This is a genomic window from Marinobacter sp. ELB17 (assembly GCF_000169375.1).
In the GTDB taxonomy this organism is placed as follows: domain Bacteria; phylum Pseudomonadota; class Gammaproteobacteria; order Pseudomonadales; family Oleiphilaceae; genus Marinobacter.
The window spans coordinates 68,012-84,983 of the sequence record NZ_AAXY01000004.1 but is presented as its reverse complement, the minus strand read 5'-3'; the positions used below and the strand labels follow the sequence as shown (position 1 = coordinate 84,983).

At 51.1% G+C, this 16,972-nt stretch carries 17 protein-coding genes and 1 tRNA gene; 15 read left to right on the top strand and 3 right to left on the bottom strand.

Features of this window, described 5'->3' with window-relative positions; genetic code table 11:
* Positions 1–86 precede the first annotated feature (86 nt).
* The 12 genes from MELB17_RS06715 to MELB17_RS06655 all read left to right on the top strand — a co-directional run bounded on the left by MELB17_RS06715 (position 87) and on the right by MELB17_RS06655 (position 12,674).
* A tRNA-Phe gene (locus MELB17_RS06715) sits at positions 87–162 on the top strand.
* A 441-nt stretch (positions 163–603) separates the two neighbouring features.
* Positions 604–1,689 (top strand): tyrosine-type recombinase/integrase, encoded by a 1,086-nt coding sequence (locus tag MELB17_RS06710; RefSeq protein WP_007349416.1) that lies wholly within the window; start codon positions 604–606, stop codon positions 1,687–1,689.
* Position 1,690: 1 nt separating this feature from the next.
* Positions 1,691–2,740 carry a hypothetical protein gene (locus MELB17_RS06705; protein WP_007349415.1) on the top strand — a complete coding sequence of 350 codons (1,050 nt, stop codon included), beginning with the start codon at positions 1,691–1,693 and terminating at the stop codon, positions 2,738–2,740.
* A gap of 157 nt (positions 2,741–2,897) precedes the next feature.
* Positions 2,898–3,170, top strand: coding sequence for a hypothetical protein (locus MELB17_RS06700; protein ID WP_007349414.1), 273 nt, complete (start codon positions 2,898–2,900; stop codon positions 3,168–3,170).
* On the top strand, positions 3,167–3,529 hold the full coding sequence (locus tag MELB17_RS06695) for a hypothetical protein (protein ID WP_007349413.1): 363 nt from the start codon (positions 3,167–3,169) through the stop codon (positions 3,527–3,529). Before MELB17_RS06700 ends, MELB17_RS06695 begins: the two co-directional genes overlap by 4 nt.
* A gap of 259 nt (positions 3,530–3,788) precedes the next feature.
* Positions 3,789–4,199 (top strand): hypothetical protein, encoded by a 411-nt coding sequence (locus tag MELB17_RS06685; protein ID WP_007349411.1) that lies wholly within the window; start codon positions 3,789–3,791, stop codon positions 4,197–4,199.
* Positions 4,200–4,602: 403 nt separating this feature from the next.
* Complete coding sequence (gene hsdR, locus MELB17_RS06680; RefSeq protein WP_007349410.1) at positions 4,603–7,029, top strand: EcoAI/FtnUII family type I restriction enzme subunit R; 2,427 nt, start codon at positions 4,603–4,605, stop codon at positions 7,027–7,029.
* A gap of 52 nt (positions 7,030–7,081) precedes the next feature.
* Positions 7,082–8,566, top strand: coding sequence for a type I restriction-modification system subunit M (locus MELB17_RS06675; RefSeq protein ID WP_007349409.1), 1,485 nt, complete (start codon positions 7,082–7,084; stop codon positions 8,564–8,566).
* Entirely contained in the window at positions 8,563–10,293 is a 1,731-nt protein-coding gene (locus MELB17_RS06670; protein WP_007349408.1) for a restriction endonuclease subunit S, read from the top strand. The genes MELB17_RS06675 and MELB17_RS06670 overlap by 4 nt, the downstream gene beginning before the upstream one ends.
* A 117-nt stretch (positions 10,294–10,410) precedes the next feature.
* A complete protein-coding gene (locus MELB17_RS06665) occupies positions 10,411–10,695 on the top strand; it encodes a type II toxin-antitoxin system HigB family toxin (protein WP_007349407.1) in 285 nt (94 codons plus the stop codon).
* A gap of 12 nt (positions 10,696–10,707) precedes the next feature.
* On the top strand, positions 10,708–11,898 hold the full coding sequence (locus tag MELB17_RS06660) for an ImmA/IrrE family metallo-endopeptidase (protein WP_007349406.1): 1,191 nt from the start codon (positions 10,708–10,710) through the stop codon (positions 11,896–11,898).
* A 263-nt stretch (positions 11,899–12,161) separates the two neighbouring features.
* Positions 12,162–12,674, top strand: coding sequence for a hypothetical protein (locus tag MELB17_RS06655; RefSeq protein ID WP_007349404.1), 513 nt, complete (start codon positions 12,162–12,164; stop codon positions 12,672–12,674).
* Positions 12,675–12,811: 137 nt separating this feature from the next.
* Here the strand turns inward: MELB17_RS06655 and istB are convergent, their stop codons facing one another.
* Complete coding sequence (istB, locus tag MELB17_RS06650; protein ID WP_007349403.1) at positions 12,812–13,567, bottom strand: IS21-like element helper ATPase IstB; 756 nt, start codon at positions 13,565–13,567, stop codon at positions 12,812–12,814.
* Positions 13,564–15,030 (bottom strand): IS21 family transposase, encoded by a 1,467-nt coding sequence (gene istA, locus MELB17_RS06645; protein WP_007349402.1) that lies wholly within the window; start codon positions 15,028–15,030, stop codon positions 13,564–13,566. The genes istB and istA overlap by 4 nt, the downstream gene beginning before the upstream one ends.
* A gap of 274 nt (positions 15,031–15,304) precedes the next feature.
* Here istA and MELB17_RS06640 point away from each other — a divergent pair, with 274 nt between their 5' ends.
* Positions 15,305–15,868 carry a hypothetical protein gene (locus MELB17_RS06640; RefSeq protein WP_007349401.1) on the top strand — a complete coding sequence of 188 codons (564 nt, stop codon included), beginning with the start codon at positions 15,305–15,307 and terminating at the stop codon, positions 15,866–15,868.
* Positions 15,869–16,108: 240 nt separating this feature from the next.
* On the opposite strand, the gene MELB17_RS24500 is transcribed toward MELB17_RS06640, so the two are convergent.
* Positions 16,109–16,270, bottom strand: a complete 162-nt coding sequence (locus MELB17_RS24500) for a hypothetical protein (protein WP_157133257.1) — start codon at positions 16,268–16,270, stop codon at positions 16,109–16,111.
* 105 nt (positions 16,271–16,375) lie between these two features.
* Between MELB17_RS24500 and MELB17_RS06635 the strand changes: the two genes are divergently transcribed.
* Positions 16,376–16,636, top strand: a complete 261-nt coding sequence (locus MELB17_RS06635) for a hypothetical protein (protein ID WP_007349399.1) — start codon at positions 16,376–16,378, stop codon at positions 16,634–16,636.
* A gap of 11 nt (positions 16,637–16,647) precedes the next feature.
* Complete coding sequence (locus MELB17_RS06630) at positions 16,648–16,863, top strand: hypothetical protein (RefSeq protein WP_036183946.1); 216 nt, start codon at positions 16,648–16,650, stop codon at positions 16,861–16,863.
* The last annotated feature ends 109 nt before the right edge of the window (positions 16,864–16,972 follow it).

Genomic DNA, 16,972 nt, shown 5'->3' with positions numbered 1-16,972 from the left:
ACTTTAACAAATTTTCAAAAGCCCTCTTGACTCAGTGCAGCCAAACCGGTTTAATAGCGCCCCGTTGCAGAGCAGTATTGCAACATGCCCGGATAGCTCAGTCGGTAGAGCAGAGGATTGAAAATCCTCGTGTCGGTGGTTCGATTCCGCCTCCGGGCACCATTAGATTCAACGACTTAGCCCGCTTAATTGCGGGCTTTTTCGTTTCTGGGCTCTGCCATGGGACACTTATGGGACACTTAGCCACAAGAAACCACAAAACCTCCTGACTCTCTCTCCAAATTAATAAGCCATTTACTGTCCCAGCGGGACACTTCAAAACCGGCTTAAAAAGACACTTTTGCTCTAACACTGTCCCGACAGTGTCCCATTACTAAGAATAACTTGAAATTTTATCAACTATATCAAGTATAAAATCAGTAAATACTGGGGATTAAATATCCCCTAGTTGCTATTGTCTCGCGTTGTGACTTATAGTCAGAAAAGAGCCAGACCGGTGCACCAACACCAGCCTGGCAACCACCAGCAACCTAATGCAGAGGTCGCCAATGGCAATCCAAATATATCATCCGCCTGCCCTCCACCTACTCGGAGGACGAACTCTTGGCATCTTTTGAAAAACGAGCAGGCAAAGACGGCTCCACGAGTTACCGGGCTAAAGTTCGCCTTAAAGGTCGCAATACAGAATCTGCCACTTTTGACCGCTTAACAGATGCCAAGCGATGGGCAATACAAACCGAGGCTGCTATTCGAGAAGGGCGTTATTTTCAATCCGCTGCCGGCAAGGGAAAAACTCTGGCTGATGCTATAGACCGCTATGCACGCGACACTTTACCTGCGCTTAAAGACAGCGACCGGAGACTAGCCCAACTGCAATGGTGGCGTTTTCAGATTGGAGCCGTTCCTATAAAAGATATTTCAGCCTCTATGATTGCCAAGTATCGCGATGAACTAAAGTCCACGCCATTCAAAACAGGCAAAACAGAAAAGCAAAGAACTGACGCATCAACCAACCGCTACCTGGCAGCCTTGAGCCCCGTAATGGCCGCTGCCGCCGACGAGTGGGAATGGATAGCCGATAACCCCTGCAGGAAGGTTAAGCGAGGAAAAGAAGCGAAAGGTCGTACACGATTTCTGTTTGATGATGAACGGAAGCGGCTACTAGAGGCTTGTGACAAAGCAACCGAAACACCGGAACTGAAAATTATTGTCTTACTTGGAATTACTACAGGAGCCCGTCGTAGTGAGCTATCTGGACTAACTTGGCGAGATGTGGACTTTAAGCGACAGTCGGTTACTTTTCATGACACAAAGAACGGCGAAACACGTGCGGCCCCCCTCGTCGGCCCCGCTCTCCACGCAATGACAGAATGGGCAAAAGTTCGGCCTCTCAATGACTCTTCTCATGTGTTCTCAGGTCGTACCGAAAAAACCAAAAACAAACCTTTGGACTTTCAGCGTGCGTGGATGACTGCACTGAAGCGAGCGGAGGTAAAAGATTTCAGGTTTCACGACCTTAGACACACAGCAGCGAGTTATCTCGCCATGAATGGCGCGGGATTACGAGAAATTGCTGAGATCTTAGGGCACAAAACCTTGGCTATGGTTCAGCGATATAGCCACCTCACTCAGGACCACACAAATGCCGTTGTGCTGCGAATGACAAAAGCGGTATTTCAGGAGGACTAAAATGGCGCTCAAGCGACTCCCTCGAAAGAAGTGGTACACCCTGGAGAGCGCCACACGCTTTCTACAAGAAAATACCGACGAGAACCTCTCCGTGAGGCAAGAAGACTTACTCCAGTATGCCGCGGAAGGCTCTCTCACTCTCTCCATAAAGCTGTTTTCGCCTTCTAGCACAGAAAATTTCGAGTTACTAAAAATTGCATCAAATCAACGAATCCGAATGAGATTAAGGTCAGTTATCCACAGCAGCCAAAAACGTCTGAAAGATGGTCAGTTGATTTACGAGAATAGCCGAGTTTTTACTCCAAATGAGGAAGCTATACCCGAGCATATACTCCAGCTCGGAGAAAAAGAGGCTGCTGGCGAATATCTGACAAACTCAGAAATCTTAGCGATACGATCTGCACTAAGCCGGCTAGGCCCCCACGCATTACAGGGCGAGCCTGAATTTTACCCTCACTCGGAGCTTATCGAAGCTATTGGTTTATTAGTAGAACCTGTCGACGAACTTGAGGCAGAGACTGTACTTTCCCGCAACGCTATCTGGGGTTTAGTTTTAAACAAAAATTCGGAAGAAATCATCAATCAAATCTGGAGGCATTGCCACAACTCTCCAAGCGTTTCGAGAGAAAGCTTCAGCCTATTAAAAACCGAAAACGTAGAACAGCCATTGGAATCGCAGCTAGGAGAAACAGAGCTGTTGTTCCGTGAACCGACCAAACAGTATGTTCTACGAATTGTTCCGAACCAACTCCCAGACAAAACGCTACTCGGTATCACTTCAGAGCATTTAGACGCGCTGCTTACCACCCCAACTACTGCCTCTCCCCATGATGAGGATTACATTAGCGTCGCTCTTAACGGCATGAACAGAGCGGCATTGGAGTTCTGGAGTACCGCCGAAAAAGACAATTCGCGCGGGCAGGAAAAAAACGAAACGGTCGCTAAATGGCTAAAAGAGAATTACAGCTTGAGTGATAGCCTGGCCAAAAGCGCTGCGTCATTGATACGTCCTTCCTGGGCCAGTACTGGAAGAAAACCAAACGCTAAATAAATTTAGGTTACACCCTTTTAGCTCAGCCACAGGGCGCTTAGAGCGAACCTTGCTACCGTTTCCACATAACCCTTTCAGGTTTTTTCTCCGCACCCTCTAACAAATAATCCGTCCTCAAATGCTTCACAAGCAATCACGAACATTGAGGACAGTACACATGAAACCAGCACCTGCAAACACACCAACCCTAGCCGGACTTAAATATGGAGACAATCAAACGTCAAACCCAACTCTTCTCACCCTGCTGCTGCTATGCGAACTTGAACCCGCACTTACGCTAGGTGGAGTACGCCATCTACTATTCACCAAAGGCCACAACCTACCTGGCGTATATCGCTTCGGCCGAAAGCTGCTGTTTGACCGCGCAGAGTTCATGGCAGGAATTAAGGAAGGACACACAGCACAAATCAGCGGGAGGGTGGCGAAATGAAGCATGCACCCGGCGCCAAAGCAAAACACCTCAATTCACCTCTGCAATTTAGGGCCCTTGGGGAACTAATGAAAGGCCCCCAGTCCGTCCGCCAGCTATTCAACACCGCTGGAACGAATGGGGTTCCGCAGCTTATATCCAGGCTCTGCAACAAAGGCCTCAGGATCGACACCGAAGACCGTCAGGGACAAAACCGAGACGGGCAAGACTGCAACTACAAAGTCTACAAGATCAATCCAGCATCACGGGGACTGGCTCAACAGCTGCTCGACGATTACGCAACATCAGTGCTGCCGTCATCTGGATTTAAGTCCATCGCAAAAATCAAGAAACAAAACACTAATGCGAGACGGCTGTAAGCTGGGGAGGGTGATATATGCGACTCATCGCCGCTGTCGATCTTGTTTCAAGAAAAGAGATGGTAGCTCACAGCGATAACCTCCCAAACTGTTGTCAATGGGCCCTGAAAAGGGCCCACGAAACAGGAAGGCCAATCAAAATAGTAACGGTTCGCCCGGGTGACAGGGTTGCCAGAGTTATCGCTGAGGCCACTCGCTATGGAATACGCCACGTACATGCAGGCGTACCCATCGACGTCAAGAAGTTGAAGCGCGCGTTATGAGTAAAAAACAGCGCAGCGAAGTGGTAAAACGGCCGGGTGGCTACGTTGCTATGCAGCGTGAGTGGTTCAACTCAGAAGCATATCGTGACTTGTCACGAACAGCTCGGTGCCTGCTGGCAGAAATTCACAACCTCTACATGCCCGCTCGGAACGGGCGAATATCCCTTTCAGTGGCGAACGGCGCTTCACGCCTTAACGTCACTGAAAAAACTATCCGGCCAGCTTACGATGAGCTGGCAGAGCACGGTTTTATTGCCTTAACCAAAGGCCAGATGTGGCAACAGCGAATGTCTCGAGAGTGGCGGGTTACATTTGAGCGCTGCGACGGTTTGGAGCCAACCGACGAATGGCGCAGATGGAAACCGGGCCACCCAGTCGCGACACTCCCCAAAAAAGGGGGCAAGTAAACAAAAATCCCCGAGGGTAATTTTTGCCCACCCTGGGGTAATTTTTAACCCAAAGACGCATTATATTCTGAGAAACCGCAGCCAATAGCCAATTTTTCAAGAAACAATCAATAACTTGCACGCTACTGGCAGGCACTCATTGGGTTAATTTTTACCTATCATATAATTTACCATAGGGTAGGCATTCGTAATGCGACCGTGTATTCACGCTGCGGGCATTCACAAGCTCAAATTTCGATGTCGTTAATTGGTGAGTCGTGCTCTACCTGCTCGATTTTCAAAGACAGGCCCCAGACGCACAAATTGACCAAACCTTCTGAAGCCTGCCCAAATAAGCTACCCTGAAGCCACAAATCTATATAAAACCAGATAGTTGCAAACTGGACGTAACGGCGGCGAGCGCATGGATAAGAAAAAGCTCACAGAGCGGGATATCTGCACCAAGTTTATCAATCCAGCTTTAGAGCAAGCCGGCTGGAATATGTTGAACCAGGTACGGGAAGAAGTGTCATTTACCGCTGGCCGCATTATTGTGCGGGGCCGCTTGCACACCCGAGGCAAACGCCGCCGCGCGGATTACGTTCTCAGCTACAAGAAGAACATGCCCATTGCCATCATCGAGGCCAAAGACAATAACCACAGTCTTGGCGACGGTATGCAGCAAGGGCTGGCTTACAGCGATGCACTGGACGCCCCCTTTGTGTTCAGCAGCAACGGCGACGGCTTCCTCTTCCACGACCGCACAGGTCTATTCGGCCAGACCGAAACAACCCTGCAACTGAGCGAGTTCCCTTCGCCAGAAACGCTTTGGAATCTGTATTGCCAGTACAAAGGCATTAGCAGCCAGGCACGAAAAATCGTTGAACAGCCCTATTACGATGACGGTAGTGGGCGCACGCCTCGTTACTACCAAACCGTCGCAGTTAACCGCACTGTTGAAGCCGTCGCCAAAGGTCAGAACCGCATTTTATTAGTAATGGCCACGGGCACCGGCAAAACCTTCACCGCCTTTCAAATTATCTGGCGGCTTTGGAAGGCAAAGCAAAAGAAGCGCATCCTGTTTCTGGCTGACCGAAATATTCTGGTGGATCAGACCAAGAACAACGACTTCAAACCCTTCGGCCAGGCGATGACCAAGGTTACCAACCGCACGGTAGACCCGTCCTACGAGATTTACCTGTCTCTTTATCAAGCGGTGACCGGCAGCGAAGAAGAGCAGAACATCTACAAACAGTTCTCGCCGGACTTTTTCGACCTTATCGTTATCGACGAATGCCATCGCGGCAGCGCCTCGGTGGATTCCGCCTGGCGCCAGATTCTTGATTACTTCTCCACCGCCACCCACGTTGGCCTGACTGCAACGCCAAAAGAAACCAAAGACGTCTCTAACACCGACTACTTCGGCGAGCCGGTGTACTCCTATTCGCTCAAACAAGGCATCGAAGACGGCTTTCTGGCCCCTTACAAAGTGGTACGGGTAGACCTGGACAAAGACCTGCAAGGCTGGCGCCCATCCAAAGGACAAACCGACAAACACGGCGAGCTGATAGAAGACCGCATCTATAACCAAAAAGACTTTGACCGCCAGCTAGTACTAGTAAAGCGCACCGAAGTAGTCGCTGGCAAAATCACTGAATTTCTGGAAAGCTCTGACCCCTTCCAGAAAACCATCGTGTTCTGCGAAGACATCGACCACGCCGAACGCATGCGCCAAGCACTGGTGAACCTGAACCCGAAGCGGGTACAGGAAAACCGCAAATACGTAATGCGCATTACCGGCGACGAGCAGGAAGGCAAAGCCGAGCTGGATAACTTCATCAACCCGGAAGAACGCTACCCGGTTATTGCCACCACCAGCAAACTGATGACCACCGGCGTGGATGCCCAAACCTGCAAACTCATCGTGCTGGACCAGCGCATTCAGTCCATGACCGAGTTCAAGCAAATCATCGGCCGTGGCACCCGCATCAACGATGATTACAACAAACACTGGTTCACCATTCTGGACTTCAAAAAAGCCACCGAGCTGTTTGCCGACCCGGATTTTGATGGCGACCCGGTGAAGGTTTACCAGCCCAAAGCCGGCGACCCGATTAATCCAGACGCGGATGAAGCAGGCGACGGTTCAGAACCCGACGAACACCCCTGCGCGGAAGACGCCGAAGGCTATGAAGTAGGTCCAGAATCAGCCTGGGAGAACGACGACGGCAACACCCCTGGCGGTGGCGAGGAAGAAACAGGCAGGCCAAAACGCGTAAAATACGTGGTCGGTAACGTTGAAGTGACCATTATCGCCGAGCGAGTCCAGTACCTGGGGCCAGACGGCAAACTCATCACCGAAAGCCTGAGAGACTTCACCCGCAAACAGGTGAAAGAACAATACGCCTCCCTAAACGACTTTCTGCGCCGCTGGCACCAGGCCGACCGCAAGCAGGTCATTATCGACGAACTGACGGAACAAGGCGTTATCTGGGACGACCTGATAAAAGACGTCAGCAACAAGCTGGGCGCCGAGCCAGACCCGTTCGATGTTATCTGCCACATCGTTTACGACCAGCCGCCGCTGACCCGCAAAGAACGCGCGGAACAGGTACGCAAGAACAACTACTTCAGCCAGTACCAAGGCGCCAGCCGACAGGTTTTGGACGCACTGCTGCAGAAATACACCGACACCGGCATTGAATCCATTGAGGATGTTAAAATTCTCACCCTCGCGCCCTTCAGCCAGATTGGTGCGCCAATGGAATTGATTCAAGCCTTCGGCGGCAAACCTGGCTACACCGAAGCGGTAAGAAGCCTCGAACAAGAGCTGTACCGGAAAATCGACTAATCACCGGCTTTCGTGACCCCCCTATTTTTGACATCTCAGGAATGCATTACCTATGTCTATCAGCAGCACCATCAAATCCATTCAGGACATCATGCGCAAAGACGTTGGCGTGGACGGCGACGCCCAACGCATAGGCCAGCTGGTGTGGATGCTATTCCTGAAGATTTTTGACGACCGCGAACAGGAATGGGAAGTCTTCTACGACGACTACAAATCCCCGCTTCCAGAGCAACTACGCTGGCGCAATTGGGCCGCCGACCCGGAAGGCATGACTGGCGACGATCTAAAAGACTTCATTGATAACACCCTGTTCACCGGCCTGCAAAACCTGGAGCCCGCCGGCGACGATTACCGCGGCGTGGTTATCCGCAATGTATTTGAAGATGCCTACAACTACATGAAATCCGGCCAGCTGATGCGCCAGGTGATCAACAAGTTACAAAGCGGCGTAAATTTCAACAAATCCGCCGAGCGCCACGAGCTTGGCGATATGTACGAACAAATCCTCAAAGACCTGCAAAGCGCGGGCAACGCCGGTGAGTTCTATACACCTCGCGCTGTTACTCAATTCATGGTGAATCGGGTAGACCCGAAGCTGGAAGAAAAAGTGATGGACCCTGCCTGTGGCACAGGTGGCTTTTTAACCTGTACCATCGACCACAAGCGCACACGCTATGTGCAAACACCGCAAGACGAGCAGACGCTGCAACGCACCATCATCGGCGTAGAGAAAAAGCCCCTGCCCCACCTGCTGGCCACCACCAACCTGATACTGCACGGCATAGAAGTGCCAGACCAGATCAAACATGACAACACCCTGGCCCGCCCGCTTATCAGCTGGGGCCCGAAAGAACGGGTAGACATCATCATCGCCAACCCGCCCTTTGGCGGCATGGAAGAAGACGGCATAGAAACCAACTTTCCTGCGGCTTTCCGCACACGGGAAACCGCCGACCTGTTCATGACCCTATTTATCCATCTGCTGCGCAACGGCGGCCGCGCTGCCGTGGTGCTACCAGACGGTTTCTTATTCGGTGAAGGCATGAAAACCCGCCTGAAAGAAAAGCTGCTGAACGAGTGCAACCTGCACACCATCGTGCGCTTGCCCAACGGTGTGTTTAGCCCGTACACAGGCATCAAGACCAACTTGTTGTTCTTCACCAAGGGCAAGCCCACCGAAAACGTGTGGTACTACGAACACCCCTACCCGGACGGCGTGAAAAGCTACAACAAAACCAAACCCATGCGATTCGAAGAGTTCCAGACGGAAATCAACTGGTGGGGCAGCGAAGCCGACGGCTTTACCAGCCGGGAGGAAACCGAGCAGGCGTGGAAGGTGTCTATCGATGACATCAAGGCTCGCAACTACAACCTGGATATAAAGAATCCGCACCAGGGCGAACTGGTTAATCACGACCCGGATGAATTGCTGGCCAAATACGAACAGCGGCAAGCTGAAGTTCAGGAAATTCGCAATCAGCTGCGGGACATTTTAGCCGAGGCTCTTAGTGATCGAAGCGCTGGGGGTGATGCGTGAGTGCGGATGAGCTGATTACTGAGCACTTGGACCTGTGGACGGGAGCGGTCACTCAGAAATCTACTCGTGGGCGAGGAAGTAATAGCAAGATTGGGCTAACTGGCATTAAGAAACTGCGGGAGCTGATTTTGGAGTTGGCAGTTCGGGGAAAGCTGATAACTCAAAGCTCAACCAGTAAGCCAAGTTCCACGCTTATCGCTAACATAGAAGCTGAAAAAGCGGCGCTTGTAATCTCGGGGAGAATAAAGAAGCCGAAAGCGATAATTAATGTGCCCGAAGCAGACTACCCGTTTAGTATTCCCAAAGCTTGGAGCTGGCAGGCGCTCGGAGCTCTTGGATATACACAAACAGGCTCCACTCCCTCCAAATCAAAGAGTGAATTTTTCGGTAGTGATATTCCCTTTCTCAAACCGGGAGACATTTCGGAGAATGGTGACGTCCGCTATGAGAACGAGGGACTAACTGAGGCTGGGAAGTCTGCGCTGGGGAAATGGGCCCAGAAAGAATCAATCCTAATGGTCTGCATTGGTACTATCGGCAAATGCGGGCTGATTGAACGGCAGAGCACATTCAACCAGCAAATCAACTCTATAACTCCGTACATACTGGAGACATCACGATTTTTATTGCTCTGTCTCAAATCACCATATTTTCAAAAAGCAGCGTGGGAAAAATCTTCAAGTACCACCATATCAATACTAAATAAAGGTAAATGGGAGTCTATTCCGGTTCCACTTCCACCCACGGAAGAACAACACCGCATCGTCCAAAAAGTCGATGAACTCATGGCCCTCTGCGACCGGCTGGAACAGCAAAGCAGCGATCAGCTTAAAGCCCACGAAACACTCGTGGACACCTTGCTCGGCACCCTCACCCAATCCGAAAACGCCACCGAACTTGCCGACAACTGGGCCCGCCTCGCCGCCCACTTCGACACCCTGTTCACCACCGAACAGAGCATCGACAAGCTCAAGCAGACTGTTCTGCAGCTGGCGGTGATGGGGCGGTTGGTGGAGCAGAACCCGGTGGATGAGTCAGCTGCGGAGTTAATCGTGAGAGTTTCGATGGAGAAAGCCCAAAGACAGAAAAGAAAAAGGACGCAAAAAGCACCATGTGAAATATCGGCGGAGGTTAAACCGTTCGATATTCCAAAAAGTTGGTTATGGACTTCTCTTTTCAATACTGGATTCACTTCGACTGGTAAAACACCCAGTACCAAAGTTCCGAACTTTTTTTCAGGCAACATCCCCTTTCTGGGGCCTGGCCAAGTTACAGGGTCAGGGGAAATTCTCGCCCCGGAAAAGTTCTTGTCTGAAGATGGACTATCGTTGTCAGAAGAAGCTATTCCTGGGGACATCATGACTGTATGTATTGGTGGATCCATTGGTAAGACTGCCAAAATCACAGAACGTTGTGGGTTCAACCAGCAGCTCAATAAAGTTCGCCCAGTCCTCATAGAACCAGACTATCTGTTAGCCACACTCAAAGCAGACTTCTTCCAAAATGCCGTTCTTGCAAAAGCTACTGGGTCTGCCACCCCGATTATCAATCGTTCAAAGTGGGATTCAATTGAGGTTCCTATCGCTCCTCTCGCTGAACAGAAACGCATTGTTCAAAAAGTCGACGAACTCATGGCCCTCTGCGACCAGCTCAAGCAGCGCCTGAACCAGGCCAGCGAAACCCGCTGCCAACTGGCCAATACCGTTGTAGCGGCCGCTCTTGATTAACTGTTTATACCGCTTAACGGTAGATACTGGAATAGCCTGCGCTGTCCTTATAACTACTCGGAACTTCCCTTTTTGGAAACAAACTCTATAATTCCCACAAAGGGAACTTTCTAGCTTATGAAAATCTTAGGAAGAGAAAAAATTTACCATTGCATTCGCAAGCATGCTTCATCCAGAAAACCGCTGGAAGCATGGGTTGATGAAGCTGAGAGGGCATCCTGGCAGACCCCACAAGACATCAAGAACCGCTATCGCAGTGCAGATTTTCTTGCAGACAATCGGACTATTTTCAATATCAAAGGCAATGATTACCGACTCGTTGTGAAAGTCCGCTATCAGAACGGCATTGTGGTGGTGGAGTGGGTGGGCACTCACGCTGAATACGATAAAAAGCAATTTTAGGGGCTAAAAATCATGGGTCACATCAAAATCATCAAGACTCCGGAGGAACATGAACAGGCTATGGCCCGTGTCATGGGTCTCATGGATGCTGATCCTCAGCCGGGTAGTCAAGACGCTGATGAGCTGGATTTACTGGCACTGTTAGTAGAACGCTATGAGCGGAAAGAATTCCCGATTGATGTGCCGGGCCCTCTGGACGCCATCTGTTTCCGTATGGATCAGCAGGGCCTCAAGAAGAAAGACCTGATTCCTTACATTGGCTCCGCATCCAAGGTCACCGAGGTACTGAACGGCACCCGCAACCTGAGCCTCAACATGATTCGTCGACTCACTGACGGCCTTGGAATCCCAGCCGACGTACTCATTCGAGATGTGTCACAAGAAACCGCAAACAGCCAGGATATCGACTGGCAGGCATTCCCTCTGAGCGTGATGCGAAAAAGAGGGTATTTCGAGGGCTTCAACGGCTCGCTCCAGGAGTTGAGAGAGTATGCCTCTGAGTGGGTAAGCAAGTTATTGAAGGGTATTCCGGGCGGTTTTGAACTCAAACCGGCGATGCTCCGTACCACCGCGCATCTGCGTTCTAACGACAAAGTAACAGACCCATACGCACTGTGGGCCTGGCAGGCTCGTGTACTCCACAAAGCTCAAGAGCAGAGATTACCCATCGCGTACAAAAAAGGGACAGTTAGCCTAGCTTGGCTGAAAACTCTTGCTCAACTGTCATGGTCGGAAAAAGGCCCGCAGCTTGCGATTGAATACTTGAATAGAACGGGCATTCATCTTGTTATAGAACCTCACCTGCCAAAAACCTATCTTGACGGGGCGGTGTGTATTGCCGCGAACGGCAATCCAGTAATTGCGATGACGCTCAGACACGCCAGGCTCGACAATTTCTGGTTCACGCTCATGCACGAGCTTTCACATGTTGCTCTTCATCTGGATGAAACAGAGACTTGGTTTATAGACGATCTTAAAGCGAGGAGTAACGACGAGAGGGAAGACGAAGCTGACGCACTGGCTCAGAATGCGCTAATGCCTTCCGAAATATGGGAAAGCCAGAAACCGACAGACCCGAGCAGCATTCGAGCTCTTGCCCGAGACCTCAACATCTCGCCTTGCATTATTGCAGGCAGATTGCGTCATGAATCCGGCGACCACATGCTTTTTGGGAAGCTATTCAGAGAAAAAATCAGCTTCTGATGTGAGTTTGCTAACGGCTGCCAGAACTACAGGTCATTCAAACTATGGGCTCAACTGCAGTTTATTTCAGCAATAGAAATTTAACTTCATGGCGACCGAACAAGACGCCGGACGCATCGGCGACCAACCCCAAAAGCTCAAACCCGCCGCCCTGGCAGACGGAGCCCAAAGGCTGATTGTCAGTAAGTCACGGATAGCTCAAGCTTAACGACGTCGAGTACACCGTATTACTGATAGTCGCATTAGCGGTTTAGGGGGACCCAATGGCAGCACATAAAGGCAACCAATACGCGAAGGGTGCAAAGGGCAATACAAAGCCCAAAACGCTCTACAAGCCGGAATACGCAGAGCAGGCTAGAAAGCTGGGCATAATGGGGGGAACAGACGAACAAATTGCTGATTTCTTCAGTGTTACCGTACAAACCCTGAATAACTGGAAAAAAAAGCACGAAGATTTGGTTTTAGCCCTAAAAGATGGAAAAGATCAGTACGACACTTCACTGGTTGAAGCTGCGCTGAGAGACAGGGCGATTGGCTACTCTCACAAAGCCGTTGATATTAGAGCGGTAAATGGGGAGATAATCGAGACCGAGTACGTTAAGCACTATCCACCAGACCCGACAGCCGCGATATTTTGGTTGAAGAACCGAAACCGCGACCGCTGGAAGGACAAACATGGCATTGACCACAATGTTGACGAGGAAGCATCACTAGCGGGATTACTAAAATCGATAAGCGGGCAGACTCTGCGACCGAAGAAGCAGGAAAAACAATAGGAATGCTGGCGTTACTTGTCTGAATCGACGGCAGGCAACGAGCGTAATTTACATCATCTGATGCCCAGAAATGGCAGATGTTCGGCGTCAACTATCCTGTCCGGTCCGCGACAACTATGATGGCCGGTTGGGTGGTCTTACTTCTTACTCTTTGCAGCCTGCTTGAGATGCTGCTGTCTTCGGTAACTTTCCCCCTCTAATTCGATAATAGTTGCGTGGTGTATCAGCCGGTCTATGGCCGCTACAGTCATCATGCTGTCTGGGAAGATTTGATCCCACTCACTAAATGGTTGGTTGGCTGTGACGATTAGACTGCCACTCTCATAGCGATGGGCGATGAACTCGAACAGTACCTGGGTTTCTGCATCCGTCTTTTTTACATAACCGATGTCATCGATGATGATGACCCTGTATTTATCCAGCCGTGTCATGGCTGTCATCAAGTCGAGATCGCGCTTGGCCTGTTGTAAGTGCTGAACCAGCGCTATGGCAGGGAACAGTTTGCAGCGTACCCCCTGTTCGGTGAGTTGATGACCCAGTGCATTAGCGATATGGGTTTTGCCAGTGCCGCTGGGGCCAATCAACAGCACATTGTCGGCATGGTGTGCCCAGTCACTGTCTTGTTGCAGCCTTGCCAGTGCGGTGTTGCAGGGGCGGCTGAACGCGCTTTGATCAAGCGCTGAGAAGGTCTTGTTGGCGGCAAGTTTTGCCTCGCGTACCCACTTCTGGGTCCGGCGCTGGTAGCGGTCTGAGAGCTCGTACTCACACAATGCCGCTAGGTAATCGGTGTGTGACCAGTTCTTCTCAATGGCGGTTTCCCAGAGCGATTGGTAATGACGGTGGAAGGCCGGCAGACGGAGTTCTTTTAACAGTAAAGCGACAGAGCCTGTCATATCTGTGCCTCCTGACTGTTGATCGAGGACAGTAGCTCGTCGTAGCTCACTAAGGTGTGTTGGCTTGATGCAGAGCACTTGAGGTCTGGGTTGCCGCGAAGGTAGCGTGACTGAATCTCGGTAATGGACGCGAACCGGCCTGCTTGGGCCTCAATCAGCAGATCCTCCCCCAGCGACTGTTCATCATCGTACTCGAAGGCCAGTCGCAATGTTGTCACGATCCATTTGCAGGCTTCTCGGGCTTCAAGGTGCGTATCCGCAAGCTGCCAGAGTTGACGGTAGTTGTCGTCCGGGAGTAAGTCATCACGCAACTGAGAGTAACGGAAGGCCTGCGGCTTCGAGGCCAGCGAGCGGATAACGTGCCGGTAATTGACGCTGCGGGCGCGATTCTCGCCAGGTTTGGGGTAAATGCGCGGTAATGTCAGTGCCGGCTGCTGTCCGACGAACAGCACCAGCTTGTCGTGGTGCAACCGGATTTGTACCGACTCTCCAATCAGCCGCGATGGCACGGTGTAAACAACGCGCCGGACTTCGATCGTTGAGCTGCGCGTCACCTTAAGGTGGAGGGTCTGATACTCGGCCGCCGTAAACTCCGGCAGAGGCTGCAAGGCCGCCTGCTCTTCAAGCGCGCGCGATCGGTTGCGCTGATTGAGCTTGTCGACAACGCGATCAATAAAAGCCTGATAGTGCGCAACACCGTCGAAGTCACTGTGACCGCGCAATAACAACTGTTGTGCCAAGCGTTTCTTGAGCGAGCCATTGGCGCACTCCACCACGCCGTTTTCATGGGACTGCCCCAGATTATTGCGAGTGGGTGTCATGCGGTAATGCTGGCACAGCTCGCTGTAAGCCTCAGTCCACACGTTTTGACGGTTATTGCGTGCCGCGCTTAAGCTGTCGGTGCGGTGCTCAATGGGACTGCCACCCACCTGTTGTAAGGCTCGCTGCAAGCCCGCCGCCAGAGCCGCATAACTCTCACCACCTTGAACGACGGTAACCGAGCGCCAACCGCTGTAGGCCAATCGAAATTGATAGAGCAGGTGTGGAAAGGTCTTGGATTGAATCGTAACCGGGTTGTCGGGGTGGGTAAAATCAGAAAACCCCTGTTGCGCCACAACCGCCTGCTGGCGAAAAATGACCTCGCGTTCCGGCCCGTGTAGCGCCCGCCAGAGCTTCACACGGCGTTGCAGGGTGCGCAGAATGGTCTGATCGTAGTGCTCAGGGTAATGCTCTTGCAGATAATCAAGCAGAGTTGTACCGGTCAGCTTAGGCTCATTTTCTAACAGATGGAGCAACTCTGTTTCCCAAACCGCATCCAGTGGATCTTCTCGGGTACGCCATTGCCGCTCGGTGTCAAGGCAGGGTTTTTGTGCTGATGTCTCGATGCGTCGCCCAGATCGGACAGAAACGCCTGCCTTGGCGGCAGCTACTTCTTGGCTTGCGCCATTTTGTCGGTGCTGCATGCACAGCTCCTCTTGTCGGTTGGTTATGTGTTGACCAGGCACCTAGTGCTCCACAGTGGAAAACAAGGTACCGATTGTTACACCCAACCGGCCAAGATAATTGTCGTTAACCGGTCATCCTAATTGTCGCCGAACAGGCAGAGATTTATTGGAATTTTGAGACCAGTACATAGGCTCGAAAGCTCTGTCTTACCATTGCAGTGATTGGCTCTGCGCAACAACGCTCACCGGCTTCATCAACCGGAGTTGGCCGAGGCAATGAATAGAGGTATGAATGACTGGCATAAAGCATACTTTCAAACGACTTTTTAGCCAGAATTACCGGAAAAAGCAGAAGATGGCCGGTGACATCATGGCCTACCTAGACGCCGTCCCGCCCTGCTCTGAAGTGCTGCTGGTAGCATCACCAACCTATGGCGAGCATGAATACAACTGCACCATCACCTTGCCAGCAAGTGAACTACTTAACTGGTCTCTAAAATATGTCGACGAACCAATAACAATGTCGTGGCGCGACGAGGTCGTGCGTCAGTCCCTACCCCTCTGGTTGGGCCATGCCAGCCATGGGGGTGGAAAGCAAGTGACCAATCTACCTACAGGAGCTTTTAAAGCCGTCAGACATGAGATAGCACAGTGGGTAACGATTGGCGCCGCCGATGTGTGGTGCTATTCGTGCAAACAGCTGGTGATGGATATTCGTATGGCCAAAGAGGATGAAAGCAACGCAGGTCGCTCCTACACATCCTGGACGGACATTTGGCGGTGCCCAGCTGGTCATACGCTGTATGAGGCTAAGAACGAAATGCGGATTATCTACATTAATCGCAGTTTCGATTAGCCAGAGCACCGGAATGCGTTTTAAGAACAGCTGCCCCATGGGACACTGGCGGGACACTAAACCATAAGAACTGACGAAATTAGACAACTGAACATGACACGTAAATTCTATAAATTCTTGTTTTTAATGTTATTTAATGCCATGAGCTTTTGTCAGAATTGGCATACAAGAGATTGAAAATCCTCGTGTCGGTGGTTCGATTCCGCCTCCGGGCACCACTCTTTCCCTTTAATCAATAACTTAGAGGGATTTAGAGTGCTGTCCCATCATCAGTCCCCACATCCCCTGATTGTTTAGAGAACGCTCAATTGTTACCGAGCCGTAATCCTTTGCCTTTTTTAACCCTGCTTTTCCTGTATTACCAAATACTTCCGTAACCATCTGTTTTGCCTCTTCATTCAAGCACACCCCACCGCTCCAGGCTAGTCATTAGGTCAAACGGAGAATTCGTGTAACTTAGAACTCGACCGGTCAAAACCAAACCCTCTTGTTCTAAGGAATATAAATATGAAAAACCAATGCAGCTACATCAGCGACCTGCTTCGGGACGCACTCATCATTGCGTGGACAGTCGATCACTTCAAAGGCGCAAAAGTGACGCTGGAGCTGTGCTGCTCGGACGGCAGCATTGCAACGATTACCGAAACGATGGATCACCTGGACGATGACACCGACAACTCAGGGTCGTCCATGCAGCAGACTCCTCCTCCTCCACCAAGATCGGCGGCAGACCAACTTGGCGATATCAAGAAACACACTTGGTTTTAATGGGAGCTAATATGAAATTTCTGACCCAAGCGCAGCAACTCGCAGCAACGCTTTCACAGCAATTCAATTGTGAGGAAGTGATCTTCAACGCGCAAATGCAACGTGGCGAGGACTGGATAACCCTGGAACTGTATCGAAACTCAGAGGATCCCCACCGCATTCACGCAGTAATGGACTTCAATACCGGCGCGCACTTTTTTCTGCAAACGCCCAGGACGCTCCACTAGTTTCAGCCAGCGTCCATCCTCGATGGTGAAAGACCTTCGGGGATGGGTTTTGCTCCTTTCCTAGCGATGCTTAGACCTAAGCGCGGTCGAAAACCGACGTAACGATCGA

Bases quoted from the DNA above. Each gene is read 5' to 3' on its own strand.
- MELB17_RS06640 (WP_007349401.1), top strand. From the start codon at position 15,305: ATGACTGGCATAAAGCATACTTTCAAACGACTTTTTAGCCAGAATTAC.
- MELB17_RS06655 (WP_007349404.1), top strand. From the start codon at position 12,162: ATGGCAGCACATAAAGGCAACCAATACGCGAAGGGTGCAAAGGGCAAT.
- MELB17_RS06685 (WP_007349411.1), top strand. From the start codon at position 3,789: ATGAGTAAAAAACAGCGCAGCGAAGTGGTAAAACGGCCGGGTGGCTAC.
- MELB17_RS06695 (WP_007349413.1), top strand. From the start codon at position 3,167: ATGAAGCATGCACCCGGCGCCAAAGCAAAACACCTCAATTCACCTCTG.
- MELB17_RS06700 (WP_007349414.1), top strand. From the start codon at position 2,898: ATGAAACCAGCACCTGCAAACACACCAACCCTAGCCGGACTTAAATAT.
- MELB17_RS06675 (WP_007349409.1), top strand. From the start codon at position 7,082: ATGTCTATCAGCAGCACCATCAAATCCATTCAGGACATCATGCGCAAA.
- hsdR (WP_007349410.1), top strand. From the start codon at position 4,603: ATGGATAAGAAAAAGCTCACAGAGCGGGATATCTGCACCAAGTTTATC.
- MELB17_RS06665 (WP_007349407.1), top strand. From the start codon at position 10,411: ATGAAAATCTTAGGAAGAGAAAAAATTTACCATTGCATTCGCAAGCAT.
- MELB17_RS06705 (WP_007349415.1), top strand. From the start codon at position 1,691: ATGGCGCTCAAGCGACTCCCTCGAAAGAAGTGGTACACCCTGGAGAGC.
- istA (WP_007349402.1), bottom strand. From the start codon at position 15,030: ATGCAGCACCGACAAAATGGCGCAAGCCAAGAAGTAGCTGCCGCCAAG.
- MELB17_RS06660 (WP_007349406.1), top strand. From the start codon at position 10,708: ATGGGTCACATCAAAATCATCAAGACTCCGGAGGAACATGAACAGGCT.
- MELB17_RS06630 (WP_036183946.1), top strand. From the start codon at position 16,648: ATGAAATTTCTGACCCAAGCGCAGCAACTCGCAGCAACGCTTTCACAG.
- MELB17_RS06635 (WP_007349399.1), top strand. From the start codon at position 16,376: ATGAAAAACCAATGCAGCTACATCAGCGACCTGCTTCGGGACGCACTC.
- istB (WP_007349403.1), bottom strand. From the start codon at position 13,567: ATGACAGGCTCTGTCGCTTTACTGTTAAAAGAACTCCGTCTGCCGGCC.